The organism is Bacillus clarus (assembly GCF_000746925.1).
Taxonomy (GTDB): domain Bacteria; phylum Bacillota; class Bacilli; order Bacillales; family Bacillaceae_G; genus Bacillus_A; species Bacillus_A clarus.
Window position 1 is genome coordinate 3,952,739 of sequence record NZ_JMQC01000008.1, and the last position, 12,901, is coordinate 3,965,639.

The window sequence follows — 12,901 nt, forward strand, 5'->3', positions numbered from 1 at the left end:
AAATGTCACGTGAAGAAAGGATGTGAATGTTAGTAGGGGAAGGGCCATACTAACAAACATGAAAATTAAAATATTAATAGCAGATGATAATTCATTTATTAGAGAAGGCATGAAAATTATTTTAAATACATACGAAGAGTTCGAAGTATTAGAAACTGTAAATGATGGAAAAGAGGCTGTAGCGTATTGTAAAAAGCATGAGGTCGATATTGCGCTTTTAGATGTTCGCATGCCAAACATGAATGGTGTAGAGGCGACGAAGTTAATTTGTGAGGAGACGAAAACGAAACCGCTTATTTTAACGACGTTTGATGATGATGAATATATTTTAGAGGCAGTAAAAAACGGAGCGAAAGGTTATTTATTAAAAAATAACGATCCTGAGCGTATTCGTGATGCAATAAAAGGAGTATATAACGGACAAACTGTTATGCAAGATGTAATTCTTGATAAAATTAAGTCTAATTTAATGGAAAGTAAAGAAGAGGAGTCTAAAATAGATAAGAGCCTTTTCACGGAAAGGGAGCTTAGTATTATTGCATTAATTGCAAAAGGTTTCTCTAATAAAGAAATTTCGAAGCAACTTTTCATATCGGAAGGCACGATTGCAAATTATATTACATCTATTTTAGGGAAAACTGGACTAGAACATCGCACACAAATTGCGATTTATTACTTAACAGGGAAAGTAGATTAATGTTATGGAATTTTGGTTAATTGTAAGTAAATTTATTGTCTTTTTATATATTGTGTTCAGCTACATTCACTCAAATGTTACGAACTTACCGTGGGTTATATTTACGTTGCTTATATACCTTTCTGTAAACGTAATGATTTCTATATTAAAAAAAGATACATACAAAAAGTTTTTAATCTGTCTGTCAATTGGCGTAGTCATGTTATTTACATGGAAGGTTCATCCGTTTTTTATTTTGTTTTTACCTTTGAACTTATACGAAATCGTAAGTTATTACATAGAAAAGAAAGGGCAAATCTTTTTCATAATGATCTTTCCCATCTTTTTTATAGGTGATGGTATTCAGATGACATATGGGCTTATTAGCGCATTTTGTTTTCTTGCTTTAACGATAGCAGACCGTTACATAGCACGTTTATTAAAATTAGAAATGCAAAATGATAAGATGCGAAAAGATATGCAACGACTGACGAAAAGCCTAAATGAAAACAAAGAATACATAAGACAATCAGAGTACACATTTAAGTTAGAAGAGAGAAATCGACTATCTCAAGAAATTCATGATAAAATCGGTCACTCGATGACAGGTGCACTTATCCAAATGGAAGCAGCAAAGAGATTAATGGAAATAGATAAAGAAAAATCTGCGGAGTTATTACAAAATGCGATTCATATTTCAAAGGATGGAATTGAAAGTATTAGAATTACTCTAAAAAATATGAAACCACCGACTGAACAAATTGGAATTCACCGTATGAGATTATTCATAGATGAGTTTGAAAGTAAGCATGATGTAAAAGTTCCGTTTGTACATAAAGGGAACTTGGATATGATTTCTCCTATTCAGTGGAAAGTTATTAGTGAAAACGTAACGGAATCGTTAACGAATACGATGAAATACGCTGATGCGACAGTTATCTCAATAGATATTCATGTATTGAATAAGATGATCAAGGTGCAGGTTAAGGATAACGGAAAAGGTGCAGTTCGTGTTAAAAAAGGCCTTGGTATTATTGGTATGGAGGAGAGAACAGCGTCTGTGAACGGGAAAATTATTGTAGATGGGACAAGTGGCTTTTCAGTAACCATGTTGTTACCGATATAGGAAAATGTGATGAGGATGAATCATCTCATATGAAAAAAGTGAATAATCTCATGTGAAAAGAATGAACTTCTGCACTGAGCAGGTTCATTCTTTTTGTTTATAATAACAGCAGAGAAACCGAAATAGGGGTGAAATGATGAATACATTGGAAATTAAAAATTTAACGAAAAAATTTGGTGATTTCATCGCAGTAGATAATATGTCTTTATCGATTAAAGAAGGAGAAATATTTGGATTTTTAGGATCGAATGGTGCTGGGAAAAGTACAACGATTAATATGATTGCTGGCTTATTAAGAAGTAATGAAGGTGAAATTAGCATACTAGGAAAAAATATAAAGAAGCATAATCGTTTTGCCAAAATGAATATTGGTATCGTTCCGCAAGATATAGCAATCTATGAAGAGCTAACTGCTTATGAAAATGTGAAATTCTTTGCTGGATTGTACGGATTAAGAGGAGCTGAATTAAAAGCTAGGGTAGAGGAAGCTCTTCAATTTGTAGGACTTAGTGATAAACATAAAAGCTATCCGAAAAACTTTTCAGGTGGGATGAAAAGAAGATTGAATATAGCTTGTGCGATCGCTCATCGACCGAAGTTAATTATTATGGATGAGCCAACTGTTGGAATTGATCCGCAATCAAGAAACTATATTCTTCAGTCTGTCCGAAAATTAAATGAAATGGGAAGTACGATAATTTATACGAGTCACTATATGGAAGAAGTAGAAGAGATTTGTACGAAAATAGCGATTGTAGATCATGGTAAAGTGATTGCAGAAGGCACGAAAGAACAGTTAAAAGCGATTATTACCGATACGAAAGATATTTGGATTGAAGTGAAATCAGTAGAAAATCTCGATGTAGAAAAATTAAAAGAGATAAACGGTGTGAAAGCTGTTCAAATTGAAGAGAACGTAATTAAAGTAAATTCCGATGCAGGATTAAACAATTTAAATAAAATTATTCAACATTGTATTAATCATGACATTGAAATTCGTTCGTTAGAGGAGCAGGCTCCGAACTTAGAAACTGTATTCCTTACGTTGACTGGAAGAAACTTACGAGATAAATAAAGGTAAATGAAGAAAAAGTAAAGGGAGGTTCATCGATTGAACATCTTCAATATTGCAATTATGCACATTAAAAGAGATTTCAGGGACGTAAGAACTTTAGTTTTTATGTTAGCTTTTCCGATTGTGCTTATGCTTGTGTTAGGAACAGCGTTAAGTAACGCATTTAAAAGTGATAGTCATTCTATTAAAGATATACAAGTGTTATATAAAGATGAAGCGAGTAGTACGTTTTCTCAATCATTTGAAGCGTTTACGAAAGAAGTCGATAAATCAGGTATTCACTTTAAGAAAATTCCCGAAGGTATAGATGGAAAAGAAGAAGTGAAGCAAAATAAATATGCTGCATATGTGGAGTTAAATAAGGACGGTGCGAAATTTTACGGAAGTGACAGAAGTAGTGTCGAGGGAAGTATTGTTGAAGGGATGCTTACAACATTTGTTGATAAGTATAATGTAGCAGTCGAAGTTGCAAAAGTGGATCCAAGTAAGGTGAGCGCAGTTATTTCAAACGGAAATCATAATGATTATATGAAAGAAACATCCTTACAAGCTGCTAAAAAACCAGGCTCAATGGATTACTATGCAGTTGTAATGACGACGATGATTGCACTGTACGCTGCAATGGGGGCAAGTTTTTTAATTCGAGGAGAACGATTACGTAAAACAGGAGATCGTCTCATTGCGGCACCTATAAGTAAGGCTGAAATTTTCATTGGGAAAGTACTCGGTAGTCTTGTAGCGAATGCACTTTGTCTATTACTCGTTGTTTTATTTAGTAAATTTGTTTTTCAAGCGAATTGGGGCGACCATCTTGGAATTATATTTATTATTTTATTAACAGAGGTCTTTCTAGCAATTAGCTTCGGTTTAGGGATCGGATATATTACAAAAACAGGTGAAGCATCTAGAGCGATTATTATGGTTGTTGTGCAATTGTCTTCTATTTTTGGTGGTGCATATTTCGTAGTAGAAGAAAATTTCGTTACAAATTTATCACCATTAACATGGGCAAATACAGCTGTTATGAAAATTATTTATGCAAATGATATAGGAGCGGCACTGCCGGTAATATCTTTAAACCTTGGAATTTCAGCACTCTTTTTATTGATTGCGATGATTGCATTACGTAGACGGGAGGGGCTATAGTATGAAAGATATTTTATGGCTCATACAAAAAACGTTATCTGTACTTTTGAAAAATAAAAAAGGGTTACTAATTATTATTAGCTTGCCGATAATAGGAACACTCATCTCTTTTTCGATATACGGAAATGTAGGGCAAGGAACGTTAAACATCGGGGTTATAAATAAAGAAAATCAGCCTATAGCAAATGATACAGTGAAATTTTTAGAAGGATTAAATCATATAAATGTAAGTGAAATTAAGGAGTCTGAAGTGGAAGATAAACTCACTTCAAAAAAACTTGATGGCGTTATAACACTTCAGCCTGGTTTTTCGCAAAGTGTTCGAGAGGGGAAACCGAGTCATATTGAGATTTCATCGATTAAAGGCGATCAAGTAACAGTATTTATAAAATCATATTTATATAACTATATTGATAATATCGCTGCGATTAGTAAAGTGGCAGGAACGGATCAAAGTACGTTTGATAATATGTACGCTGGTTATCAAAAAAGTTCATTTAAAGTCAAAGCAGAGACACTTGAAGATACTTCAAAAAATAAAGATATGACAAATCAAACGATGGGATTCCTTATAGTGTTTATGCTATTTTCAGCGGTGAACTTGTCAGGATTTATTTTAAAGGAAAAAGAGAATAGAACGTATTTTAGATTATTATCAACACCGATAGATGGGAAGAAATTTATATTATCTAATGTCGCGGTGAATATGATTATATTAACAGTGCAAATTGTAATTGCAGTATTATTTATGACGAATGTTTTTCATACGAATATAAATATGCCTTTTATAGTTATGATTGGTATACTCATGATATTTGCTTTAATCGCAATTGGTTTATCGTTAGTCATTGTGTCTTTTGCGAAAAATTCAACTTCTGCAAATGTGATGCAAAATATAGTTATTGTACCAACATGCTTGCTTGCTGGGTGCTATTTTCCATATGACATCATGCCGAAAGCAGTACAAAAAGTGGCTGATTTTCTTCCGCAGCGCTGGCTGTTAGACACGATCTCGAAATTGCAGCAAGGAATTCCATTTTCCGAGTTGTATGTAAACATTTTAATCTTATTTGCCTTTGCAATCGCATTCTTCTTAATTGCTATTTATAAGTTTGGAAGAAATAATGATGCAAGGAATTTTATTTAAGAAAAAAGGTGTGGCTTATTGCCACACCTTTTTTCTTATTCGTAATCTAAAGTATTTTTTGTAATATAGGTATACTTTTATATAACACTTCATTATGTGACCCACGCACAATATATTTATTGCCATCTAAAAGAAAAACACTATGTAGAACAGCGTTACCGTCACCATGCTTTGTAAGCATATCACCGACGACCTTTCCGTCTGCCCATTTCAGTTTGGAATGTGAAGGAACGACTTGTAAATATTGAATTGTCTCTTCTCCATCTCCTGCAATGAGTGTAGTTTGAATATTTCTTTTCTGTATAATAAATCTATTTTCATTTAATTGTATCGAGGAAAGGATTTTTTGTTTGCATCTTGCTATAAGGAAGAAATGTAATAGAGGATCCAGATCTTGTAAAAAAATAACTTCCGTAATCTTTACAGGGAATAATATCTTGTAACCCTGGAAAGTACAGGTGTATTGCTTCAACTGTATTGATCTTATATAAGGCGCTTAAGTAATGTATGTATTGTTCCATATAGAAATAGACGATATTTATTTTAGAAGATGGATGTACAGGGAGACTGCCTCCAGTCCAATAACTATAATTAGGAGGAGATCCAGCGTTTGGTGTACAGAGTATAATAAGCTGCTCCACATCATTTTCATATTCTTTTCACCTTTAACTTTTTAACATCCAATAAAAAGTAAGAAATACATTTCGCATGAAAACATACTTTAATGAAACACTACAGAGTAGAAAGTAATTTGAGCGGAAGGAAATCAAGATGATTAAAAAGATATTACGAGTTACTTCTATTATTATTGGTATTTTAGTTTTTTCTTTAATTTGGATGCACATTGATGTTACCCTCGGCAGGAAAATGGAAGCCGGGAAAAATGAGCCAACAGAGTATGCGCCTCATTATAGTGACTTTCAATTATATGTAGAAGGAAAATCGTTTTATAAACAGTTATTTGCTGATGTAAGAGAAGCGAAACAAACCGTTTATACTTATTTTTATATTCTTTCGGATGATAAAAGTAGCCATACTTTTTTAAATTTATTAAAAGAGAAGGCGAAAGAAGGGGTGACCGTATATTTATCGGTTGATTTGATTAATGATTTGTCATTCGAAAGAAAGATGAAAAATGAATTACAGGAAAGTGGTGTTCATTTTACATATAGTAGAAAACCTGAATTACCATTCGGGTTTTATTCTCTCCATCATCGTAATCATCGTCGCATTACGACGATCGATGGGAAAATTGGTTATACGGGTGGTTTTAATATAGGAGATGAATATTTAGGGAAAGATAAGCGATTTGGATATTGGCGTGATTACCATGTACGGTTGCAAGGAGAAGGGGCAATAGATTTGGAAGAACAGTTCGCTTTAGATTGGAAACGGGATACGAAAGAAGAAATAAAAAGGATCGTTCAGCAACCAGTTAAAGGGAATACATTACATACTATGGTTAGTTATAACGGACACCATGTTGTTCAAAAATATATAGAGTTAATCAAACAAGCGAAACATTCTATCGTAATTGCAACGCCTTATTTTATAGCAAAAAATAAAGAACTAATGAATGTGTTACTTCAGGCGCAAAAGCGTGGTGTTACAGTAAAAATACTTTGGTCGTATAAACCGGATATTCCTCTTATTAAAGAAGCGGCGTATCCTTACATACGTCAAATGGTTAAAAATAGGATTACGGTGTATGGTTATAAAAAAGGGATGTTTCATGGGAAGTTAATGCTTGTTGATAATGAAATAACTGTAATCGGTACAGCGAACTTTACTTCACGAAGCTTCTATATAAATGATGAAATGAATTTATATATTCATGGTGGTCCGATCATATCACAAGTGAATGAAGCGTTAGTACAAGATTTTCATGATTCAAAAGAGATGACAAGCGATTTTTTTGAAAAATTATCTTTTTTTGAGCGTTGTAAAGAGAAAGTAGCAGGATTGGTTGATTTTTATTTATGAACAATAATTGAGGAAGGGATGCGGTATGATAGGCATCCCTTTTGTTAATAAGAGAGAATTATTTTTCATGTACAAGCTGTGTAACATCATCATTAATTAATGTTCCTACATGTTCTCCTGAACATATTCTTTTCATAACTCCAGGCTCATCAAAGTTAAAGACGTGTGCTGGCAAATTATAATCTCGAGCGAGTAATAAAGCGGATTGATCCATCACTTGTATGTTTTGCCTAACAACATCGTTATAGTTCAGTTTTCGGTACATTTTCGCTGATTTATTACGTTTTGGATCGCTTGTAAAGACGCCGTCTACGCCTTGCTTTGCGACTAAAATGGCGTCACTATTCATTTCAATCGCTCTCTGTACACTTGGATAATCTGTCGTAACGAAAGGTTGCCCGTTACCGCCGCCGAAAATGACGATATAGCCGTTATCTAAATGATGTACTGCCCGTAGGCGAATGTAAGGTTCGGCTACCGCAGTAAATGGGATGGAAGTCATAACGCGCACTTCTCTCTCTGTTTTACTTGTTAAAACGCCGCGAAGCATTAAACTATTAATAATTGTACCTAATGTACCAATATTATCAGCTTCTACACGGTCAATTCCCCACTCTTCAGCGAGATGCCCTCTGAAAATGTTACCGCCGCCAATGACAATGGAGACCTCGATGCTTAAATCGACAATGGATAATATTTCATTTGCAATATGTTCTAATCGTTTGGAGTTAAAGCTATTTCCAGATTGATCAGCAAGTGCTCCGCCGCTTAATTTAATTAAGACACGTTTATATGGCTTCATAACAATTCCCCCTATATAGATGACAATAAAAAAAGGAACAAAGGCGAATGCCTTTGTTCCTTGCTAAGAAAATAAAAAAGAAAAGAAACAGATATGATGAACTTCTTCGTATAATTTTTCATAACATCCACTCCTTTTCATTTCCATTTATTTTGAATGTATATATCTTTTAGATTATACGAAATAATCTGATGATTTATCAAGGTTATTTTATTTCTTTTTTATAAAAAGTGTCAATGAACATTACAAGAAAAGTTTTCGAATTTTTTGTGACAAATCTGTAGGTTTTTGTCTGATTTTGTAGGTTCACTTATATCATGTGTGAGTAAGCTTTTATAAATTCAAATTGAAAGCGTTCGCATGAAGGGGATGAACATAAATGAAAAAATTCGGATTGGCAACACAAATTTTTGTCGCGCTTGTTTTAGGGATTGTAGTAGGGGCAATCTTTTATGGTAATAAGACGGCGATTTCTTATATCACACCAATTGGGGATATATTTATTCATTTAATCAAAATGATTGTAGTACCAATTGTTATTTCAGCGTTAATTGTTGCAGTAGCTGGTGTAGGAGATATGAAAAAGCTTGGGAAACTAGGCGGGAAGACAATTCTTTATTTCGAAATTATTACGACGATTGCTATTTTGATGGGATTAATTGCAGCGAATATATTCCAACCAGGTACTGGCGTTGATATGAATAATTTACAGCAAAGTGATATTTCTTCTTATAAACAAACAGCAGATGCTACAGAGAAGAAAGGTTTTGCTGAAACGATTGTTCATATTGTACCGAAAAACGTATTTGAATCTATTGCACAAGGTGACTTATTACCGATTATATTCTTCTCAGTATTATTCGGTTTAGGAGTTGCGGCAATCGGTGAAAAAGGAAAGCCTGTCTTTAACTTCTTTGAGGGTGTACTCGAAGCGATGTTTTGGGTTACAAATCAAGTTATGAAATTCGCACCATTTGGTGTATTCGCATTAATTGCAGTTACGGTTGCAAAATTTGGTGTAGCAACACTACTTCCATTAGGAAAATTAGTGCTAGCTGTATACGTAACTGTTATACTATTCGTTGTGATTGTATTAGGTATTAATGCACGAATGGTCGGAGTAAACATTTTTACATTAATGAAAATTTTAAAAGAAGAACTTATTCTTTCATTTACGACAGCAAGTTCAGAAGCTGTTTTACCTAATATAATGAGAAAAATGGAAGAGTTCGGTTGTCCAAAGGCAGTTGCCTCTTTCGTAATTCCGACAGGTTATACATTTAACTTGACTGGATCAGCTATTTATCAAGCGTTAGCGGCATTGTTTGTTGCGCAAATGTATGGCGTGCACATGTCACTTACGGAGCAAATAACGCTATTATTCGTTCTCATGTTAACATCCAAAGGTATGGCGGGAGTTCCGGGTGCATCATTCGTTGTTGTATTAGCGACGTTAGGATCAATGGGCTTACCGCTAGAAGGTATCGCATTAATTGCGGGGATTGACCGCATTTTAGATATGATTCGCTCATCTGTCAATGTATTAGGAAATGCATTAGCTGCCATTGTTATGTCGAAGTGGGAAGGCGAATTCGATAATGAGAAAGCAAAACAATATGTAGAAACAGTCAAACAAACAGAAGCAGCATAAGAAATCGTTAAGGAGTGAATAATCATGGCAACATTAACTGAAGTTAAAAATGGTGTGCGAATTGAAAAAGATTTTTTAGGTGAAAAAGAAGTACCAAACTATGCATACTACGGCGTACAAACAATGCGTGCAGTTGAAAACTTCCCGATTACAGGGTACAAAATTCATGAAGGTTTAATTAAAGCATTTGCAATTGTAAAAAAAGCAGCTGCACTTGCTAATACAGATGTAGGAAGATTGGAATTGAACAAGGGTGGCGCTATTGCTGAGGCTGCTCAAGAAATTCTTGATGGAAAATGGCATGATCATTTCATCGTTGATCCAATTCAAGGTGGAGCGGGTACTTCAATGAATATGAACGCAAATGAAGTCATTGCCAATCGTGCCCTTGAATTATTAGGAATGGAAAAGGGAGACTATCATTATATTAGTCCAAACAGTCATGTAAATATGGCACAATCAACAAACGATGCATTCCCAACAGCGATTCATATTGCAACATTAAATGCATTAGAAGGTTTATTACAAACGATGGGTTATATGCATGATGTATTTGAATTAAAAGCAGAACAGTTCGATCATGTTATTAAAATGGGTCGTACACATTTACAAGATGCTGTGCCAATTCGTCTTGGACAAGAATTTAAAGCATACTCTCGCGTACTTGAACGTGATATGAAACGTATCAAGCAATCGCGCCAACATTTATATGAAGTAAATATGGGAGCAACTGCAGTTGGTACAGGCTTAAATGCAGATCCAGAGTACATTGAAGCAGTTGTAAAACATTTAGCTACAATTAGTGAATTACCGCTTGTTGGTGCAGAAGATTTAGTGGATGCGACGCAAAATACGGATGCGTACACGGAAGTATCAGCAGCACTTAAAGTATGTATGATGAATATGTCTAAAATTGCGAATGACCTTCGACTAATGGCATCAGGTCCACGTGTTGGTTTAGCGGAAATTATGTTACCAGCCCGTCAACCAGGTTCATCAATTATGCCAGGGAAAGTAAACCCTGTTATGCCAGAAGTTATTAACCAAATCGCGTTCCAAGTAATTGGTAACGACCATACAATTTGCCTTGCTTCAGAAGCAGGACAATTAGAATTAAACGTTATGGAACCAGTACTTGTTTTCAACTTACTTCAATCTATTAGCATTATGAATAACGGCTTCCGTGCCTTTACAGATAATTGCTTAAAAGGAATTGAAGCGAATGAAGATCGCTTAAAAGAGTACGTTGAGAAGAGTGTAGGAATTATTACAGCCGTGAACCCTCATATCGGTTATGAAGCAGCAGCTCGTGTTGCAAAAGAAGCAATTGCAACAGGTCAATCCGTTCGAGAACTATGTGTGAAAAATGGTGTATTGTCACAACAAGACTTAGAGTTAATTCTAGACCCATTCGAAATGACACATCCAGGGATTGCAGGAGCAACTCTTTTAAAGAAAAATTAAAAGAAGAGGGGCGACAAGCCCTTCTTTTTTGTTTACAATATAGAAATGCTATATATGAATAGAGGTAGGGATGTTATGAGTAAGTTTACAGTGTCTTCTAATGGTTCATTAGAAACAACATTAAGAGGAGTAGAAGTATTAGCAACACCACTTTTAAATAAAGGGGTAGCTTTCACGCAAGAAGAAAGAGAAGAGTTAGGTTTAAAAGGGTTATTACCGCCAGCGGTTTTAACGTTAGAAGAACAAGCACGCCGTGCATATGAACAATTTTGTTCTCAGCCGGATGATTTGTTAAAAAATGTATACTTAACAGCGTTACATGATCGAAATGAAGTATTATTTTATCGTATATTAACAGATCATTTACGTGAAATGTTACCAATTGTATATACACCTACTGTTGGTGTAGCAATTCAAAGATATAGTCATGAATATCGTAAACCACGTGGGGTTTATTTATCAATTAACGATCCTTCAGGTATTGAAGAAGCATTCTCAAATATCGGTGCAACAGCTGAAAATATTGACTTAGTCGTTGTAACAGATGGAGAAGGAATATTAGGAATTGGTGACTGGGGTGTTGGTGGTATTAACATTGCGATCGGAAAACTAGCGGTTTATACAGCCGCGGTTGGAATCGATCCTAGTCGCGTATTACCGGTAATTTTAGATGTAGGTACAAACCGTGAGGATCTGTTAAATAATCCATTTTATATTGGAAATCGTCATCCTCGTATAACTGGTGAAGCTTATGATGCGTTTATCGATATATTTGTACAAGCTGTAGGCAATAAGTGCCCGAATGCGCTTTTACATTGGGAGGATTTCAGTTCTCGCAATGCGCGCAAAATTTTAGATAAATACCGTCATGACGTTTGTACATTTAATGATGATATTCAAGGGACAGGTGCTGTTTCACTTGCAGCTGTATTATCGGCAGTAAAAGCTTCTGGTGTACCTTTATGTGAGCACCGTGTAGTTGTGTTTGGTGCTGGTACAGCTGGAATTGGAATTGCAGATCAAGTAAGAGATGCAATGGTTCGATCAGGTTTATCAGAGCAGGAAGCACATGAGCGTTTCTGGTGTATTGACCGTAATGGGTTAATTACAGATAATATGGAAGATCTTCTTGATTTCCAGCGCCCGTATGCACGTAAAGAGTCTGAAGCGAATGAGTGGAAACATAACGGTGTAATTGAACTTGCAGAAGTGGTGAAGCATGTAAAACCAACAATTTTAATTGGTACGTCAACAGTTGCAGGGGCGTTTACAGAGGAGATTGTAAAAACAATGGCTTCTCACGTAGAAAGACCAATTATTTTACCAATGTCGAATCCAACGCCACTTGCTGAAGCGAAACCAGTAGATTTAATTGAGTGGACAGAAGGAAGAGCATTAGTTGCAACAGGAAGTCCGTTTGAACCGGTTACATATAATGGTGTAACGTATGTGATTGGACAGTCAAATAACGCACTTATTTTCCCTGGACTAGGTCTTGGTACAATTGTTGTTCGTGCAAGCGTAATGACAGACGGTATGTTTGCGGCAGCAGCTGAAGCGGTTGCAAGTATGGTAGATACAAGTCAGCCAGGAGCACCTATTTTGCCAGAAGTTGAAGAGTTACGTAATATCTCTGAAATGGTTGCAATTGAAGTAGCGAAAGTTGCAGTTGCAGAAGGTGTTGCTAGAGAGAACTTAAGTGATAACGATATCAAGATAGCAGTGAAAGAAGCAATGTGGAAGCCGGAGTATCGTCAAATAAAAGCGGTAGAAAAGGTTAGAATATAGAAAAAAAGCCCGTTTATAATAATAAGCGGGCTTTACTTGTATA

General features: G+C 35.2%; 10 protein-coding genes and 1 pseudogene. 9 read left to right on the forward strand and 2 right to left on the reverse strand.

Annotated elements, in window-relative coordinates:
- Positions 1-58: 58 nt before the first annotated feature.
- The 5 genes from DJ93_RS21235 (at position 59) to DJ93_RS21255 (ending at position 5,170) form a co-directional block, all read left to right on the forward strand.
- Positions 59-697, forward strand: coding sequence for a response regulator transcription factor (locus DJ93_RS21235; RefSeq protein ID WP_052109598.1), 639 nt, complete (start codon positions 59-61; stop codon positions 695-697).
- 4 nt (positions 698-701) lie between these two features.
- Complete coding sequence (locus DJ93_RS21240; RefSeq protein ID WP_042983076.1) at positions 702-1,802, forward strand: sensor histidine kinase; 1,101 nt, start codon at positions 702-704, stop codon at positions 1,800-1,802.
- Positions 1,803-1,938: 136 nt separating this feature from the next.
- Positions 1,939-2,877, forward strand: coding sequence for an ABC transporter ATP-binding protein (locus DJ93_RS21245; RefSeq protein ID WP_042983078.1), 939 nt, complete (start codon positions 1,939-1,941; stop codon positions 2,875-2,877).
- A gap of 36 nt (positions 2,878-2,913) precedes the next feature.
- Entirely contained in the window at positions 2,914-4,023 is a 1,110-nt protein-coding gene (locus DJ93_RS21250; protein WP_042983079.1) for an ABC transporter permease, read from the forward strand.
- Between the two features lies 1 nt (position 4,024).
- Positions 4,025-5,170, forward strand: a complete 1,146-nt coding sequence (locus DJ93_RS21255) for an ABC transporter permease (RefSeq protein WP_042983080.1) — start codon at positions 4,025-4,027, stop codon at positions 5,168-5,170.
- Between the two features lie 46 nt (positions 5,171-5,216).
- Here the strand turns inward: DJ93_RS21255 and DJ93_RS21260 are convergent.
- Positions 5,217-5,829: pseudogene (locus DJ93_RS21260) on the reverse strand (acetyltransferase); the annotation flags it as partial.
- Between the two features lie 112 nt (positions 5,830-5,941).
- Here DJ93_RS21260 and DJ93_RS21265 point away from each other — a divergent pair.
- Complete coding sequence (locus DJ93_RS21265; RefSeq protein WP_042983082.1) at positions 5,942-7,153, forward strand: phospholipase D-like domain-containing protein; 1,212 nt, start codon at positions 5,942-5,944, stop codon at positions 7,151-7,153.
- 58 nt (positions 7,154-7,211) lie between these two features.
- Here DJ93_RS21265 and pyrH read toward each other — a convergent pair whose 3' ends face one another.
- Entirely contained in the window at positions 7,212-7,955 is a 744-nt protein-coding gene (gene pyrH / locus DJ93_RS21270) for a UMP kinase (RefSeq protein WP_042983083.1), read from the reverse strand.
- Positions 7,956-8,334: 379 nt separating this feature from the next.
- Between pyrH and DJ93_RS21275 the strand changes: the two genes are divergently transcribed.
- The 3 genes from DJ93_RS21275 (at position 8,335) to malS (ending at position 12,858) form a co-directional block, all read left to right on the forward strand.
- Positions 8,335-9,606 carry a cation:dicarboxylate symporter family transporter gene (locus tag DJ93_RS21275; RefSeq protein WP_042983084.1) on the forward strand — a complete coding sequence of 424 codons (1,272 nt, stop codon included), beginning with the start codon at positions 8,335-8,337 and terminating at the stop codon, positions 9,604-9,606.
- A gap of 24 nt (positions 9,607-9,630) precedes the next feature.
- Positions 9,631-11,070, forward strand: a complete 1,440-nt coding sequence (aspA, locus tag DJ93_RS21280) for an aspartate ammonia-lyase (RefSeq protein WP_042983086.1) — start codon at positions 9,631-9,633, stop codon at positions 11,068-11,070.
- A 75-nt stretch (positions 11,071-11,145) separates the two neighbouring features.
- A complete protein-coding gene (gene malS / locus DJ93_RS21285) occupies positions 11,146-12,858 on the forward strand; it encodes an oxaloacetate-decarboxylating malate dehydrogenase (RefSeq protein ID WP_042983088.1) in 1,713 nt (570 codons plus the stop codon).
- Positions 12,859-12,901: the final 43 nt, after the last annotated feature.